At 41.5% G+C, this 16,693-nt stretch carries 18 protein-coding genes; 10 read left to right on the top strand and 8 right to left on the bottom strand.

Annotated features, from left to right (window positions below):
* Window positions 1–21 precede the first annotated feature (21 nt).
* Window positions 22–597: a TetR/AcrR family transcriptional regulator gene (locus MFF31_RS11795; RefSeq protein WP_238188176.1), complete on the bottom strand. Its 576-nt coding sequence runs from the start codon at window positions 595–597 to the stop codon at window positions 22–24.
* Window positions 598–827: 230 nt separating this feature from the next.
* Between MFF31_RS11795 and ytxJ the strand changes: the two genes are divergently transcribed.
* Window positions 828–1,166: a bacillithiol system redox-active protein YtxJ gene (gene ytxJ / locus MFF31_RS11790; protein WP_238188175.1), complete on the top strand. Its 339-nt coding sequence runs from the start codon at window positions 828–830 to the stop codon at window positions 1,164–1,166.
* Between the two features lie 218 nt (window positions 1,167–1,384).
* On the opposite strand, the gene MFF31_RS11785 is transcribed toward ytxJ, so the two are convergent.
* Window positions 1,385–1,822, bottom strand: coding sequence for a hypothetical protein (locus tag MFF31_RS11785; RefSeq protein WP_238188174.1), 438 nt, complete (start codon window positions 1,820–1,822; stop codon window positions 1,385–1,387).
* Window positions 1,823–2,162: 340 nt separating this feature from the next.
* Between MFF31_RS11785 and MFF31_RS11780 the strand changes: the two genes are divergently transcribed.
* On the top strand, window positions 2,163–3,410 hold the full coding sequence (locus MFF31_RS11780) for an S-layer homology domain-containing protein (RefSeq protein ID WP_238188173.1): 1,248 nt from the start codon (window positions 2,163–2,165) through the stop codon (window positions 3,408–3,410).
* 44 nt (window positions 3,411–3,454) lie between these two features.
* On the opposite strand, the gene MFF31_RS11775 is transcribed toward MFF31_RS11780, so the two are convergent.
* On the bottom strand, window positions 3,455–4,273 hold the full coding sequence (locus tag MFF31_RS11775) for a YheC/YheD family protein (RefSeq protein ID WP_238188172.1): 819 nt from the start codon (window positions 4,271–4,273) through the stop codon (window positions 3,455–3,457).
* Between the two features lie 231 nt (window positions 4,274–4,504).
* Here MFF31_RS11775 and MFF31_RS11770 point away from each other — a divergent pair, with 231 nt between their 5' ends.
* From MFF31_RS11770 to MFF31_RS11755, 4 genes are all read left to right on the top strand, one after another.
* Window positions 4,505–5,737: a phenylacetate--CoA ligase family protein gene (locus MFF31_RS11770; protein ID WP_238188171.1), complete on the top strand. Its 1,233-nt coding sequence runs from the start codon at window positions 4,505–4,507 to the stop codon at window positions 5,735–5,737.
* 15 nt (window positions 5,738–5,752) lie between these two features.
* Window positions 5,753–6,727 carry a 2,3-diaminopropionate biosynthesis protein SbnA gene (gene sbnA / locus MFF31_RS11765; protein WP_238188170.1) on the top strand — a complete coding sequence of 325 codons (975 nt, stop codon included), beginning with the start codon at window positions 5,753–5,755 and terminating at the stop codon, window positions 6,725–6,727.
* A gap of 1 nt (window position 6,728) precedes the next feature.
* Window positions 6,729–7,703, top strand: coding sequence for a 2,3-diaminopropionate biosynthesis protein SbnB (locus MFF31_RS11760; protein WP_238188169.1), 975 nt, complete (start codon window positions 6,729–6,731; stop codon window positions 7,701–7,703).
* A gap of 118 nt (window positions 7,704–7,821) precedes the next feature.
* Window positions 7,822–8,280: a MarR family winged helix-turn-helix transcriptional regulator gene (locus MFF31_RS11755; protein WP_238188168.1), complete on the top strand. Its 459-nt coding sequence runs from the start codon at window positions 7,822–7,824 to the stop codon at window positions 8,278–8,280.
* Window positions 8,281–8,428: 148 nt separating this feature from the next.
* Here the strand turns inward: MFF31_RS11755 and MFF31_RS11750 are convergent, their stop codons facing one another.
* On the bottom strand, window positions 8,429–9,118 hold the full coding sequence (locus tag MFF31_RS11750; protein ID WP_238188167.1) for a class I SAM-dependent methyltransferase: 690 nt from the start codon (window positions 9,116–9,118) through the stop codon (window positions 8,429–8,431).
* 137 nt (window positions 9,119–9,255) lie between these two features.
* On the opposite strand from MFF31_RS11750, the gene MFF31_RS11745 reads away from it, so the two are divergent.
* Both MFF31_RS11745 and MFF31_RS11740 read left to right on the top strand, forming a co-directional pair.
* Window positions 9,256–9,885 (top strand): TVP38/TMEM64 family protein, encoded by a 630-nt coding sequence (locus MFF31_RS11745; protein WP_238188166.1) that lies wholly within the window; start codon window positions 9,256–9,258, stop codon window positions 9,883–9,885.
* A 93-nt stretch (window positions 9,886–9,978) separates the two neighbouring features.
* Entirely contained in the window at window positions 9,979–10,725 is a 747-nt protein-coding gene (locus MFF31_RS11740; protein WP_238188165.1) for a peptidylprolyl isomerase, read from the top strand.
* Between the two features lie 95 nt (window positions 10,726–10,820).
* On the opposite strand, the gene MFF31_RS11735 is transcribed toward MFF31_RS11740, so the two are convergent.
* The 4 genes from MFF31_RS11735 to MFF31_RS11720 form a co-directional block, all read right to left on the bottom strand.
* Window positions 10,821–12,074 carry a lytic polysaccharide monooxygenase gene (locus MFF31_RS11735; RefSeq protein ID WP_238188164.1) on the bottom strand — a complete coding sequence of 418 codons (1,254 nt, stop codon included), beginning with the start codon at window positions 12,072–12,074 and terminating at the stop codon, window positions 10,821–10,823.
* Window positions 12,075–12,397: 323 nt separating this feature from the next.
* A complete protein-coding gene (locus MFF31_RS11730) occupies window positions 12,398–13,156 on the bottom strand; it encodes a protein-glutamine gamma-glutamyltransferase (RefSeq protein ID WP_238188163.1) in 759 nt (252 codons plus the stop codon).
* A gap of 98 nt (window positions 13,157–13,254) precedes the next feature.
* Entirely contained in the window at window positions 13,255–14,034 is a 780-nt protein-coding gene (locus tag MFF31_RS11725) for a Cof-type HAD-IIB family hydrolase (RefSeq protein ID WP_238188162.1), read from the bottom strand.
* Window positions 14,035–14,101: 67 nt separating this feature from the next.
* The gene (locus tag MFF31_RS11720) at window positions 14,102–14,551 is read right to left on the bottom strand and encodes an SRPBCC domain-containing protein (RefSeq protein WP_238188161.1); all 450 of its coding nucleotides are present in this window, start codon (window positions 14,549–14,551) and stop codon (window positions 14,102–14,104) included.
* Between the two features lie 157 nt (window positions 14,552–14,708).
* Between MFF31_RS11720 and MFF31_RS11715 the strand changes: the two genes are divergently transcribed.
* Both MFF31_RS11715 and MFF31_RS11710 read left to right on the top strand, forming a co-directional pair.
* On the top strand, window positions 14,709–15,515 hold the full coding sequence (locus MFF31_RS11715; protein WP_248565467.1) for a helix-turn-helix domain-containing protein: 807 nt from the start codon (window positions 14,709–14,711) through the stop codon (window positions 15,513–15,515).
* Between the two features lie 138 nt (window positions 15,516–15,653).
* Window positions 15,654–16,472 (top strand): hypothetical protein, encoded by an 819-nt coding sequence (locus MFF31_RS11710; protein WP_238188159.1) that lies wholly within the window; start codon window positions 15,654–15,656, stop codon window positions 16,470–16,472.
* The last annotated feature ends 221 nt before the right edge of the window (window positions 16,473–16,693 follow it).

The raw sequence follows: 16,693 nt of genomic DNA, 5'->3' as shown, positions 1-16,693 counted from the left end.
TTATAAAAAAAGGCATCCCGCTCACACAGGAGCCAATCCTTGTTCCAAATAAAATCTCAATCGTTCCGCTACTTTCGATTTCTCCAGCGGCTCGTTCGTTTTTTTCCATTCAACAGTAAGCGCCGTATACAGCTTAAGCATGACGAATGCGGTCATTTCTGGCTCACATTGCTTAATCTCGCCCTTTTCTACTGCACCCTTTACTTGCCAAGCGATATAACCAATAACCGCCTTCTCCAATTGGTAAAGTCCTTCAATCGCCATCGGTGTACCAATTTCCCGTACCTCTTGCGACAATTTCAAGGCTAATTCATGTTCTTCGCGGAAGTCGAGCAATAGCTCAAGTGCTGCATTCAAATTGTCAAAAAACATTCTGTTCGGGTCGATTGCTTTCTCCGCAATACGTTTCATTTCCAAACTCAATTGATTCATTATTTCTTGAAACAGCTCTTCTTTGTTCGTAAAAAAGGTGTATATCGTCCCTTTACCGACATTCGCAATTTTGGCAACTTGGTCCATCGTTGTCGCCTTATAACCAAACATCGAAAATGACTTAGCTGCCGCTTCTAAAATTTGCTGTCGTCGATCAATGGCCATTTGTGCACCTCCCCATTAACAACTGCTCGTTATGCGTTATGACCAAAATACTAATTCGGTCATTTCGTCCGTGGATTCATATTATCACGTTCATCGCACAAGATCAACCCTCACCAATCACCTTTTTAATTCAGCTGCAGATGGCGGGATGACTTGTCACTCCAATTAACGATATAATAAAGTATAACGCAGATCAGTACATACATAATTATTAAAGGAGAGATCAACGTATGACTTATAGAGAAATCACATCGATCGATGAATGGAACAGTGCTTTAGAACAATCGAGCACACGTCCGATCGTCGTGTTCAAACACAGCACAACTTGTCCAGTGAGCGCCAACGCACATGACGAGTTTAACAATTATTTGAAGAGTACACCTCGCGAAGACATCGATTATTTATTTGTAAAGGTAATCGAATCGCGTCCTATTTCCAATCAAATTGCTGAGAATACAGGCGTTAAACATGAATCTCCACAAATCATCTACATTGATAAAGGCGCAAAAGTGTGGACTGCTTCTCACTGGTCCATTACAAAAGCTCATATTAGTGCGGTTTTGGATTAAGTACTAACTGCATTTGAATATTGATGAGTCTGCCTCAAAAGTAAGTTCGCTTACTTGAGGATACAGCTCGCTTTATGAAAAATAGGCAACAATCAGAAAGGGCTGTGCTAGGGAGGTTATCCCTGTACTGCCCTTTCTGTTTTTTGGTCTATCTCCGCCTTCTTGAGCAAATTGTAGGCAAGTGACCGCTAAACTACATCACTAAGTAGAAATATATATTAAGAGCAGTTCTCTTCAACTTTAATTTCGTCATTTGTGATGATAGCTGTTGAATATCCAGATATGCTTTCCGTATACGAGCATACTGACGCTGAAGCCGTATTACCTTTCGAATCAATATATGTTAAGTAAATGCCACCTTCACCAGTTATGCTGAGGTTTGGCTTAATCGTTCGTTTTTCTCCGCTTCGTATCTCTTTTTTAAACACATCTTTGGAATTTCCTTCGTTTTCTTTTTCCCGAGAAGCGCTTGTTACAGTTCCTATTTCAACAAAAGTTAGATCGTGATCCGATTCATTATGAATCTCAACCTTGAAACTACCCAAGGCTCTTACTATTTCTAATTTTGAAATCTCGTTTATTACCATTATCATTCCAATACCAATAATTAACACGCTTACTAGAGTAATTAGAAAATACTTTAATTGTTGGTTCATTTCTCTCAACCTCCATTTACAAAACATACGCTATTTACACTATTATTGTTGCAATCCTCCGCTTGACGGTATGTGTATGATGTACCTCAATTGAGGTATTTTTCGACTTTAATCTCGTTTTCCCCGCCTTATCTTCACACTAAAAAGTCATTTATTACTAATTTCTATATGAAATATAGACTAGATGAATTTCTCCGATAAGCTGAAAGGGCTATCAGTTTCTGGAAAGTCAGGACTAATAGCGCTTTCAAGGTTGTACCATTCAGCCCATTCTAAATAACGAATTTATATGGTTATCTATAATATGTCGGAATATATCGATTTAGGAGGATTTACATCAATGAAACGTCTATCTCTACTAGTACTTGGAATTATGTTGTTATGGGCAACATTTACTACCCCAATAGCATACGATCAAGCAACGGTTGCAGCCTCAGCATCCGCATTCACAGATACAAAAGGTCATTGGGCTGAGAAAACAATCAATGAAATGGTTAGTCGAGGCATACTTGAGGGCTACCCAGATGGGACTTTTAAACCAGATGCTACAATTAAAGTTGATCAATTTGTAAAAATGTTAGTTCTTTCGTACACTGACCTTCACAAAAATGGCTCGCGCAGCTGGAATGCTGCATTTTTAAATTCTCTAAGTCAAGAGAACCAGGCCATTTTGAAGCAAGATTACCGGTATTTCACCTTTACCCCCAGCACAGTAGGTTATTGGGCTAAGGAATTTATCGATATTGCAAGTGATCTGCACTTCCTGAATAAAAGTCGCTATGCTGATTTTCAGGCTGACATGAATCGTGAAAACGTAGCAGAAGTCATTTATTACACTCTTCAAGAAACAGAGTTTTTGGAAGATAGTCAATTTGGTCAGAAGATGGCCCAAGCGTACGGAGACATCAATGGAGCAACCGATCGTGAACAACGGTTCATCGCTGAATCGCTTGTGAAAGGTATTATGGAAGGTTTTCCGAATGGATTTTTTGGAGTTGGACAAAAGGTAACTCGTGCTCAAGCACTCGTGTTATTAGAAAGATTGACGAACAAATCCAAACGGATCGTCGTGAAAGTGTCGCCGGACAAGCTGGAGAGAATTGTACCTACTGCCGGCGGTGGCACCAAAGTTATTGTTTTCCCTGACAAACGGATGTGGGATGCTTATGAAACACTTCTCCAAGTGAGTCAACTGCGTGGAACCAACCATGACTTATACGATACGACACTGCGCCTATACAAGGATAAAACAGAAAAAGATAGCGTCTATAATCGTCCATTAGGTTCAACGAATATCAACGAAGAAGCTGCAATATGGCTCGATCCACAATACAACACGTATGGCATCACCATGCGCCTACGTGACGGTTCACTAGCTCGGAACAAAGAAGTGGTGGAACAATTTGCGAATAGTTTATTCGGCTACAACGCCATCGCATTTAAAGAGTTATTCGACAATGTGTGCGTTAAAGTAGAAAAAGGCGAAGCAGTAACTACCCAACATACGTTGATAGGTACTGATACCGTAAATATTTTGGTAGACACCAAAAATAAAACAGTCATCTTCTCCATTGCAACCAAAAAATAAAAATAGCCTCCAAGCCTATGAATGGTTTGGAGGCTATTTTTCTACTACAGTGTCGATTTTGCTTTATTACAATTAAGCTTATATGATCGTCCATATCTACGACCGTAATATACAATACGTCTAATCATCGATTGATCCTGCAATATGGCGAATGGACAATGATCTGGCCTCGTATTTACCTCTAGTATCCATGGGTGCAGTTCTCTATCTATCGCAATATCTAATCCAATTTCTTTTAGGCTCGGATAGTAGCGATGAAGTCGTTTCATCGTATCGACACCAATTCGATTTAAGTCTGAAAGCAATTGATCCATCCTGCTTTGGGAAGCGTAAGGTTGCAACACTTGAGTTGCAGGTAAAATCGTTCCGCCTTGACTACCGTTTGTTACGATTTTCCCTGGGTAAGCAATTCTAGCCACTGTGCCTGTCGCCTCCCATCGCTTTGACGGGGTTTGCTGCACAACTAAACGAAGATCATATGGTCTATCATCATAAGTTAATAGATGAATGCCTCTCTGCACGATATAACCTTTGCCTAGAGTATCTTTTTTAATGGAAAGATATAGTCCATCAAAGGTCCGAAAAGTCCGCTTTCTACCCAAAAGTTGATATGAATAGGTTCCAGCAGACGTTTTCTCCACCTTCATAACACCACGGCCCATCGAGCCGAATGTTGGTTTTACATAGACCATTGAATAATCTTGCAGCATTTTCAATAAATTGTTGCGGTTAAATCTCTTCGTTAATGGGATATAATTTCGTAATTCCTCATGCCCTAGTAAATAATTCGTCTTCGCCCACTTGTCAGTTGTCCGATATACACTTTTGCTTGCACTCACCTTAAGTTTAGGCATTGTCCGCATCTGAACTCCCTTCTATCGCGGCGTCATGCTGACGCTATCTGGTCCTCCACCTGCCACTATTCTAGACTTGTATCTCTACTATTCTCGCTCTACTACTACTATACGAAAAAATAGTCATTTCGCTTTAGGCCGCTGTCGTCATAGCTGAACCAACTATCCGCAAACACATATGATTTATTATTGGAGAAATAGGTTCAAACAAACTTATCCTCATAGGAGGTCTGCTATTAGGTGTACACAACACGACTGCTTCATCAGCTTCGTATTATTGAACAACTTCACCCGTGGTACAGAGAGCTACTTCAGCAAAGGGGCACTGTTCTATCAGCTATTCACGAGGAGCAGTCGCTTGCCGCAGAGCAGTTGCCTCTCATGACAGCCCCATTATTAGATCAACTTTACTATTCGCAGCCACCTAGACAAGAGCCAGGACTGTCCATATTCCGCACCTCTGGTACATCATCAGGCATACGTAAAGCCATTTATTATTCCCAAGACGATGATGACCGTTATATAGAAGCTAAGAAAACGAGTTATAAGGAATGGCTTGGCGAAAAGAGCACCGTCTCACGAGCTTTGGCAGATATGGGTACCGGTCACGCAGCGAGTACTGCGCTCACTATATTCGAGCAGCTCGGCTTTCAAGGAGAAGCGATCCCTTTCACCTCACCTATTGAGGATCATATTGCAAAGCTTCGTTCCTTCAAACCAGACCTTCTTTATACGATGCCATCGATATTAGAAGCAATTGCGGATGCTGTTCCTCCTAATGAAAATTTTGGCTTGCAGAAGATTATTCTTGTCGGTGAGCTTGCTACTGCAGATTGGCAAGCCAACATGGCTGCAAGGTTCCAAATCACTACTCGTGATATTCTCGACACTTACGGTTCTATAGAGGTTGGTGCAATTGCGGCATTTTCCCATGAGTTCGGTCTTTATATATTAGCGGATGACTTAATTGGAGAAGTGTTGCGGGCGGAGGATATTAGCGAAGAATTCCAGACGTTACAGCATAACGAAGGGGTGCTCATTCTAACCTCATTCTCACGCAGTCTGTTTCCGGTTATTCGTTACGTTACTTATGACGTAGTCAGAGATTTCCGAACGATCGAAATTAATGGCAAGCAAAGGCAAGGATTTACTTGTATTACAAAACGAATTGGTCCAGAGCTCAAACATGGAGAAAAGATAAGCCTCTACGACATCGAACAAGTGGTCAATCGTCATCTGAACGATGCTTTGCTGCGCGTAATGGTGCAAGATAACAAACTCAAACTTTTTATAAAGAGTGACCAACTAACCAACAAAGTCATTTCCATTATTAAGCTTGAGGTCGAAGGGCAGATTGACGATATTGGACAAATGATTCGGAATCGACTGCTGCAAGGCATCGAAGTCATTGCTGTTGGCAAACGCGAGCAGCTTCCGAGCGGAACGGTAAAATCGAAGAAGCTGTACCAATGAAAGGGGCTGCGTCCCATGAATGAAGGTTGGCTCACGCAAATCGGCCATACCCCTCTCGTTCTATTATCAAAGCTGTTTGCCAATTCACGCGGGATAAAGGTATACGGCAAGTTGGAAATGATGAATCCAACCGGCAGTGCCAAGGACCGCCCTGCACTTCGCATTATACAAAAGGCATATGAGCAAGGCAGAATTAACCGAGGGTCGGTCATTATAGAATCGAGTTCCGGAAACATGGCAATAAGTTTAGCTGCTATTTGCTCCTATTGGGGTATGAAATTTATTAGCGTTATTGACCCGCGAACTGCTGCTCAAAATATTTCGATTATGAAGACTTATGGAGCTGAAGTTTCTTACGTGGACTCCCCTGATCCCGTCACAGGTGAATTCCTACCCGCGCGATTGGAACGAGTCCGTCAATTAACGGAAAGTTTGCCCAATAGCTTCTGGCCTAATCAATACGGCAATGAACATAATTACATGGCCCATTACGAAGGTACGATTCCCGAAATTATTGAAACGCTTGGACATATCGATTATATCGTTGGCGGGGTAAGTACTTGTGGAACGATGTTCGGCTGTTCCCGGTATATTCATGACAACAATCTTACTACCAAAGTTGTGGCAGTTGATGCAGTAGGGAGCGTTATTTTTGGCGGCGAAAAGGGATCAAGAAGGTTCCCTGGACTTGGTGCAGGAATCATTCCTCCCTTTGGGCAAAATCAGTTTATGGACTATGCCATTAACGTAACTGACAGAGATATGGTTGTTGCATGCAGGGAGCTGGCAGCCCAAGAATCTATTCTTGCAGGACCTTCTACAGGTGCTGTTATTGCCGCGTTGCAGTCGATCATTGCGAATATTCCCGATCAGTCGACTTGTATTGTTATCGTCCATGATCGAGGCGAACGCTATATGGATACCGTGTTCAATGATGAATGGGTTAATGAGCAATTTCGTGACATTTCTCCACTAGAAAGGAGCTTTTGACTTGCTTTATATCGGTGAGGAGCAACTTCGCTCAATCGGCTTCGAATGGCCTGAACTGGTCGACCAGCTCGAAGCAGCCGTTCACATTATGAATGGAGATCATTATTCACAGCCGCTAAAGCCTTATTTACGCTATAACGATCCAATCAATCGCATTATTGCGATGCCTGCCTATATCGGCGGCACAATACACGCAGCAGGCTTAAAGTGGATCGCAAGTTTTCCGGACAATTACCGACTGAATCTGCCCAGAGCACATAGTGTTACAGTCTTAAATGATGCTGACACAGGTGTACCCAGTGCTATATTGAACACAGCTTTAGTGAGCGCTGTAAGAACGGCTTCCGTTAGCGGCTTGATGCTGCGTCATTTCTTAGAAAGCCGTTCTACTGCTTCCGGCCCGCTTCGAGTAGGTATTATCGGCTGGGGTCCGATCGGTCAGTTTCATTATGAAATGTGTAAAAACATGTTTGGTGATCTCATCGAATCTTTCTATATCTATGATGTACGAACGATTGCTACCGAAGCAGTACCTAACGATATGTATCGCGAGCGGCTAACTATCGCTAGCAGTTGGGAAGAGCTTTATTCTGCATGCAACATAATCATTACGTGTACAGTAAGTCCTGAGCGATATATTAATAATACTCCCTCGCCCGGCTCATTTTTGCTTGATGTGTCGCTTCGAGACTATCAGCTTGATGCGATCAAAGGAGTAAAAGCAATTGTCGTCGACAATTGGTCTGAAGTATGCCGAGAAAATACTGATATTGAGCTTCTTCACCTTGAAAATGGACTACAAGCTGCAGAGACAAGTTCACTAAGCGATGTTGTCTGCCATGGAGCTCTTAGGCAATACGACGAGAGAGAAACTATCCTATTTTGCCCGATGGGAATGGCTATCTTCGATATAGCCATTGCGGCATGGTTTGCTCGCAGAGGAACTGAGCTTGGCATTGGTATACAGCTTCCGTAGTATTGACAAATAAGTAAATTTTCTTATACATTATATTTGTTGCAATTTAATTGAATCCTATGAAATAGATACGTACGATTGCGGGCAGCTTCGCGCATTCGTTATGGAGGCCGAACTAATGCCCGATGACATTTTAAAGTTAGACAACCAAATATGCTTTGCCATTTATGCCAGCTCACGCGAAATTACGAAGCTTTATCGCCCTCTTCTGCTCGATCTTGGACTGACATATACGCAATATGTTACGATGCTGGCACTTTGGGAACAAGATGAAGTTACAGTTAGCGCGCTAGGTTCGAAATTATATCTCGATTCCGGCACACTCACGCCTCTTCTCAAGAAGCTTGAGCATGCTGGCTATGTCACTCGTACTCGCGACAAAAATGATGAACGAAACGTTCTCGTTGCACTTACTGAGCAAGGAAAGTCACTTCGTGAGAAGGCTTTGGATATTCCAGAAAAGCTATTCTGCCAATTAAATGCAACACCTGAGGAAGGTGCGCTCCTCGTAGAACAGATGCACATGTTGATGAACAAAATTAATAAGCTCTCAAGTAAAGACCCGTCACATCAGTAATGGAATTGACTAACTGCCAATGCTTAAAGCGAGGGAAGTCAACCGTATATACAAGGTAATAGCCGCCGGCGACACTTCACATCGCCAGTGGCTATTTTTATTACTTCAACGTTCTGTCCATCTGTATATTGATACAAGATAATTATTATTAGTCAAAGGTCCTCCACCAAATTCCTGCACATTCCGGTAAATGTGTGATTTGTTCTCGTGCAACTCGATCACCCAGCTCATCACCAAAAAAGAATGTCGTCAATCGTTCCGCCTGCTCTACATTTACAAAGTTGTAGTCTGTTCGTATCCATTTGTGATTAAACCCATATACATTGCTAAGCTCCGCATAGTATGAGGTCAGAAAATCCGGTGGATGAGGTGTTTCATAACCTGTTCCCATCGTCTCAAAGATAATCGCTGTCCCTCCACCCTTTAGGACCCTCTTGAGTTCTCCAATAACACGTTCAAGATTACTCCTCCAATCTTCATGCATCGATGAACATACATAACAAATACTCCATCCCGACACGATCATATCCGCACAATTATCTTCAAGCGGAAGCTGCCGATGATCACCAGCAAGCACGCTCCAATTAGTAAGACCTGCCTCACGCAATCGATCACTTGTCAGCTTTAACATTGCTGATGATGCATCAATAGCTGTAATTGACTTCACATTCGGAGCAATTACCGTCGTCAAACGACCTGTTCCCGCACCAAGGTCTATAACATCTAACCCTTCCAAAGCACGGATCTCGGACACATATTGCAACATGCTTGATTGTCTAGCAATTAGTTCATCGTATTGATCTGCTTCTCTTCTATAAATCTCTTCATGATTTGGCATCTTGATATCAACCTCCACGATTTAATGTCCCACTAACACCATAAACGTTGCCGTAACGAGAAGGTCAAGAGAAACGAAAATATTTATCAGAGTTGTCATGCTATAATAAATTTCAGTAGAGATCGGGGGCATACCATATGATCAAGAAACTAATGATAGCTGCTATTTATGCGCTCATTGCTTTTCTTATTTATATTTTTGGCGACAACATTCTTAATTGGTTCCAGCAAACTAACAACATTCTACTAATCGTTTCAATGGCTTCTATTATGGCACTGTTTCCGATCATTCCTTATCCCCTCGTCGGTGGTGTCATAGGTGCTGCACTAGGACCCGTGCTTGGTGCTGCTGTCACTTGGTCCGGTTCGTCCATCGCTTCCATTCTTATGTTTCTTTTTGTGAGGTACGGCTATCAGGAGTGGGGACAACGGGTACTTTCTCGGGGTAAAAGTATTAATAAAGTTACCGTTATGTTCGAGCAAAATGCCTTTTTAGCTATTTTATTTGCCCGAATGCTGCCGTTTATACCCTCTATAATCATTAATGTGTATGCTTCTTTGAGCAGGGTATCCTTTATCACTTATGCGATTGCTTCATCCATAGGTAAAATACCTGCTATGCTGCTCTTTGTAGTCGTAGGCGACAACATTATGAGCTCCCCGCAGAACTTGCCGATAACGATTGTCGTTTATGGCATATTTATCGCTCTCTCTCTAGGTGCATATCGATTATGGCAAAAACGAGCGATTAGGCCTGCAGCAGGATAGTGTCGATGGGAGTCGGGCGTTAGAATTAGATTTTAGAACGAAAATTGTGATACTATAAATTTTGGATACTTAATAAGGGGGAATTTCTTAACGATGCAAGCAATCAAATCAAAGCTAAAACTAAGCACGGTAATGTTGTTGCTAACTGTATTTGCGCTAATCGTAGCTGGCTGCGGGGTTGATCAGGCTAAAGGCACTACTCAAGGATCTGGCGGGAACACCGCTACAGTAGAACCTTCAACGTCACCTTCACCTTCACCAACTGCAACACCGACTGAAACACCAGCAGAGTCGGACAAGCTTGAGCTGCTCGGACCTGAGAAACATCCTGTTGTTACAATTGAACTAAGCAATGACAAGATCATTAAGGTTGAGCTTTATCCAGAAGTTGCTCCTAATACCGTTAATAATTTTGTTACGCTTGTGAATAAAGGTTACTATGACGGTCTGATTTTCCATCGTGTCATGCCAGGCTTTATGATCCAAGGCGGCGATCCTGAGGGCACTGGTATGGGCGGACCAGGTTATACCATCGCTGGCGAGTTCACTTCCAACAACTTCAAAAATAATTTGAAGCATACAAGAGGCGTTATTTCTATGGCGCGTGCTACCGATCCCAATTCAGCTGGATCACAATTTTTCATCATGGTTGCTGACTCTGATTTTCTAGATAACGAATATGCCTCATTCGGCACAGTCATTGAAGGTATGGAACATGTCGATGAAGTTGTTAGCCAAGAGCGTGACGAACAAGATTTGCCAAAAACACCTATTTCGATGAAAAAAGTAACAGTCGATACAAAAGGTATGACATTTGAAGAGCCAGTAAAAGTAGAATAACGTAAAAAGGGGTTCTCCTTCAAAGTAGTTAATCTACTTAAGGAGAACCCCTTTTTATTGGAACAAAATTAAACTTTAATTGTATTTAAAACAACTTATTTATCTGCTTTTTTCCAAACGTCGGATCCATCTGGCTTATCGCCCATTGTCCACCATTTAGCTACGTACTCTACTCCGTTATATTTCACTTGATCGCCGCCAACGTAAGCCTTAGTGCTTGACCAATCAACAACTACTTTACTTGTTAGTTTCCAAGCATTCGAGTTGTCAGGTGTATTGTTTTGAGTCCAATATTGAGCCACATACTCAAGACCGTTATATTGCACCTTGTTTCCTTGTACATAGACAGTTTTGGCATCCCATAGAGGCAACGTGCTTCCTCCACCGTTGTTGCCACCACCAGGCTGCTCTTCTTTTAAAGTCCTAACTACTAAAGGCGAAGAGAAGGAAGATGCAAGACCATTTTGGTCAATTGCTTTGATTGTATAGGTATAAGCTTTATCTCCTTGAAGCTTGTCATCTGTAAAAGTACTGTGTGTAGTTGATCCGCACAAAACACCATCCCGATACACATCATATTGCTTAATGCTGATTTCCGATGTTGATGGCAGCCAGCTTATTACAATTGATTTGACAGTTTGAAGCGTAGAGACAAGCTTGCTTGGTGCTGTCGGTGGCTGTGGCTGAGGTTCTGGCTTCGGCTCCGGCTGTGGAACAGAACCATCGTTAACGAGATTAACATCAACAACGTTATAGAAAGCATTGATAGTGTCTGCAATTTCCCACACGCCCAATATTAGGTGGTAGCCACTGCGGTCAGTAGGAACGTCGCAATCATGCGAAACGTTCATTGGTGGTTTTGCACCTTTGTAATCAATCGTACAGAATGGTTTAGCTTCCAAAGCATCGCGTGTAAGCGGCTTGTTAGGGTCCCAATCTTTTTTAGTAATATAATATTTCCAGCTCTCGGAAACGTGATTAGCGGTTAACTTCCAAGTAAATGTGTTTTTGCCGCCGTTCAAAGTAACCTTTTTCCAACGGTCTTTTGTTTGTTCATTCAACTCTTTAAAACCGCCAGCGCCAGCAATTTGACCGTCTGCCGGTCCCGATTCAGGAAAATTGCCTTCAGCTTCTAAGCTTTGTGGTTCATATATTATAGCTCCACACCCTGTATTTAACTTGTCCTTACACATATAAGCTCGGCTGGCCGGTGACTCCATGTATCCATGCGCAGAGGCGCTTTCAGATAACAAAATAGATAGTAGTAGTACGAATGCAAATGTGCCGAATGCGATAAACAACTTTCGTGGTAGCAGTGATTTCTGCTGTGCTGCTGTCTGTAAAATCATAAAAAGTTCCTCCTTCAAAAAATGGGTTTTTCCGATCGAAATTCTAATCTATTCCTAAAAGATACCTTCGGTTATGAGTATAACATGCCAGAATATATTGGTAAATAATTCTTATTACTTATATATTAACCTATTATTCAATCGCATCTCACTATCAAAAATGTATAGTAAAATGGAACTATTTATTAAATATTCAAATGTAAACGCTAGTTCCAACAGTATGAAATTATGATCCTTAATTAGATGCACAACTTTTATTAAATAGCGTTAATTTGCAAGCAAAAAGGCTGAGCCGCGGATAGCCGCACTCAGCCTTTATTCCCTCACGCTAACTGTTCTTCATAGCGCATCGACAATCTACGCACAACTTCGAAATTCGGCTTCAGTACCAAATCCTGCAAATATGCCGACACTGTACTGCCCGGCACTCTCGCACGATTAAGGTGTCCTATAATTTCTTGCCCTGATCCAATGCCTATGCCGTGACCAAAAAATAAATTATCGTCCAACTTAATAACATTTTCACCTTGCCATTCCGGCGTTTCGGGATTATGATCCGGATTTTTGAAATACATCACATCACCAGGATATGTTTCATACAGATCATGTGTCGTAATGAGTTGCAAATCTCTGTCGTGCTGCCAATCTCTAAGAAATAAATTTTGGAAATAAGTATTAAATGCCGCATCACCAATTGTATCTAGCACAGCCTTGTATAACATAATGATGATAGCTCCAGCACATTCAAATGCGTACAGATGACCGTTTTCGAATATATCGTTAACGGCTACAGAGGGTGGGACTCCTGGTCTTAGCAAAAAGCCTCCATCTGGCGTACGAATCCAATACTTCTCATTACATCTAGAGTTGCTGAATGTACCGAAGCTCACCCCGCTAGCATACAACGCCTTAGCAGCTTCCACGATATGCGTTCTCATCTTTAGTTCAAAGATTAGAGCATCCACCGATGGATACTGATACATTACAGGACTGCTTTGTTTCTGGCGCAAAATTTTCTTCTCCAGATCCGTCAGCATCCGAGGTGGAATTTGGGCGGAACTCCCATCTGAGATTACGATCACGTTATTTCCCCCAAGCCAATTGAATTGATTAGGTTATTGTACGTGTGCAGTCCTCGTTTGGTGAGTTTATCTTTCATTATTGAAATTAATTATAGGGGTTAACCCTGTAACAATCCTGCTTTTATTAAGCCGTTACGAATCCCTTTTTCGTCCACATGCGTCGTTACGTAATTAGCATACGGTAGTAATTCAGGATGGGAATTGCCCATTGCAACGCCAAACCCTACATACTCCAGCATTTCCTTATCGTTAAGCCCATCGCCAAATGCGACAGCATCTTCTGCCGAATACTCCAACTTCTTCAACATTGCTTCAATGCCTTGTGCTTTGGAACCCCCAAGCGGCAATACATCCATCGCCTTCGCATGCCAACGAATCAGTGTAAAATGTGATTTAATCGTTTCGTATAAATGCTCCTCATGGCTTTCACAATGGAGAAACACTTGGAAAATTTCATCCGTTTGCCAGAAGTTTGGGTTGTAATCCGGGAAATCCACCTTTAAAGAAAGAACAGCTTCGGTAATGTTAGGATGATCATCTTTATCTCTAAAGTAGTTATGCTCTCCTTCAAATACGAGCCCATGATTATGTTCACCAGCTAGTCCTACTAAAGCTTCCAGACTACTCTTATCCATTACTCGCTTGTAAAGCAATTGACCTTTATACACGACATAACCGCCGTTTAAGCACACATAGGATTCAATACCTAGTTGCTCTGCTAATGGCTTGATAAAATAAGGTGCTCTTCCTGTAGCAATAACTGGCTCTATACCATTCTCTTTCAACTCACGAATAGCTTGTAGCGTATCGTTTGGAATTTCCTTCTCTTCATTTACTAAAGTGCCGTCAATATCAAAAAATACGATTTTGTAGCTCATGCTGTACAGTCACCTATCCTTTTTTATACTAGTATAAAGAATAGGTTCACATCCTGCTACCCCCCTACTACCATCCAAAATCAAGTGTATTACCCGTTTCTACGTAAGATTTCAGATTGCTAAGTATGATCCACCAGTTCTCTGGTGTCTTCTCATACGATGGGTGATTTGCTGTAAACCGGTCGTGTACAAGCGTTAGCTTCGTACAAGCTCCGACCACTTCCAATGTAATAGAAATATGTGAAGTCAGTTCATTATGATTTTCATAATAAGATGGACCTGGATGCTCTATAAATACCATCGATTTATTTTTTTCAACTGTCACAAAATCTCCGTACAAATGTACTGTCTCTGCCCCATCATTTCCCGGACCAACGTAAGCGAAGGAGCTTCCATCAACAAACTCAGATTGAATCACACAACCATAATAAATTTTTCGTGTGCCCTCTGGCTTGGTCAGTGCTTCCCAAATTTCGCTTGGCTCAGCGCCGATATACATTTTAAAGATAAAGCTCATCCCATATCTCTCCTTTGCCATCTATGAATTTCAATTGCGCCCTCCTAAAGCGACTGCTAATATAAGACTATATAAGACACGTGTTCCTGTATTGTAAAAATGCGACATTGCGATTGGAGCGATTATTATTAATCCACTTCAGACGAAACAAGCAAGTATGGGTATTTTGCACATGGGACAAGCCGAGAAACAGTTTCAATTAAGTAGATATGCACCTTCTTCGTTACTAGTACCTTTCATTAAACATTACTGGCTCGCCAGTTGGGATCTAAACGATCAACCTCCCCACTATCAAGATGTCGTACCAAATCCATGCGTCAATCTTATTATTGAAGAGCATCGCAGCGGCATATATGGTGTTGCAAGCTCCAAATATACGAAAGAACTCATTGGAAAAGGTAGCGTGTTTGGAGTGAAATTTAAACCCGGCGGCTTCTATCCCTTCTTTCAAAAGCCTTTATCAGAGCTTACCGATCAGTCTCTTACGATTAAATCCATATTTCCTCATGACAATAATAAGTTGTACGATGCCTTTATTTCCTACGAAAAGTCTAAACCTCTTATTCTGTTAGTCGAGCAATTATTAACCTATCGATTACCTGGTCCTGATGAAAACGTTATTTTGATTAATGAGGTAATTGATTATATTACAGCGCATAAAGAAGTTACTAAAGTGGATCAGCTATGCACAATATTCGATCTAAACAGCAGGAAACTTCAGAGATTGTTCAACCAATACGTAGGAATAAGTCCAAAATGGGTCATTCAACTCTATCGGCTTCAGAATGCTGCCGAAACGTTAGATAAAGGCTTGACGACAGACTGGACAGAGTTAAGTCTAGAGCTTGGTTATTACGATCAATCCCATTTCATTAAGGATTTCAAATCTATTATCGGTAAAACTCCAGAGGAGTACGTTGCTCAAATTTCTTATAGAACTGACGTTAAACATAAACAGGGTTGACCATCCATTATTATTGCATTATAGTATTGGAAAATAGAATTCGGCTTACGATGGAAGCACCCGTAAGGAAAGACGCTTTGCGTTTTTCTTACGGGTGCTTTTCTATGTCTTGTAGCCAAAATCCAAGGAGGCTTTAGTATGCGTATTTCTCGTTATGTGCTCATTGTTGGTATTTCATTATTTCTGATATTCGGAGGCGTCAGCTCCATACTGGCAGCACCATTCGAGTTCACCGTTACTGCAAAAACTGCTTTCGAAAAAATCATAAAAGGAACGGATTCTACTACTTCAATTGCGTTAACATCAAGGTATGCTGAGTTTCAGAAGCTGCAGCAGGAGGCTATAGATTGGGATGTGAAAATTGTTACGCTCCACTACAACAATGAAGCAGAGGAAAAAGCCATTCGCAAGAAGATAACTGAAATTGATTCTACTCGCATTACTGCAGCAACTGCCGAAGTTAACAATGCGAAGAAGAAGTACCAGCCTTTATTCGATCTTTACGAAACCCAAAAAACACAATTACGAATAGCGAAGGCAGCGAGGAATAAGAGCCTTACGACTTTTTTTAACGCTCAAGTTGAGATAACTAAAATTGCCGTACAGAGTGCGAAAGGGGACATTCGTGTGAAGGAGGCTACATTAAAGGAGGTTAAAAAAACAGCTTCCATGAAGATGAAACAAATCCGAGATATACTTGAGACTGTCGTGGCAACCGCTGCTAAGACTAAAGCTTCCAAAAGTACGATCAGTAGTACAAACAAGCGGGTAACAACTGAAACGAAGGTGCTAACAAATGCAGTCAAAAAAGGTGATGCAACAGCCGCTCTTAGTTCGCTTATGCGACTAGTACTTTATCAAAATGAAATCCTTGTACAGAAACGTAGTATATACAGCTATGAGCAATCCGTGCAAAGTACCATTGCCAAAGCCTCAGCGAGAATGAAGTCGTTTTAAATAACAAGTTGAAATCCCTTTAACTTAAAGAGATTGAAGTTTTATTAACCACCTTACATTAGTTTCGTCAATTGCATCTCATTTCAATTGTTAAAATATTACTTGCGCTCAAGTTGCCACCGATAACCAATTGTGCTACACTGTTGTCATTCCTAGGATTGGAGGGTTACGATGTGATTGATTATATCCGAGTTAGATCGTTGCGCAGCTAATTGAATAGC

The sequence above is a fragment of the Paenibacillus sp. L3-i20 genome, from assembly GCF_022180385.2.
Taxonomy (GTDB): Bacteria; Bacillota; Bacilli; order Paenibacillales; family Paenibacillaceae; genus Pristimantibacillus.
This window is presented reverse-complemented; position numbering and strand designations above follow the sequence as displayed.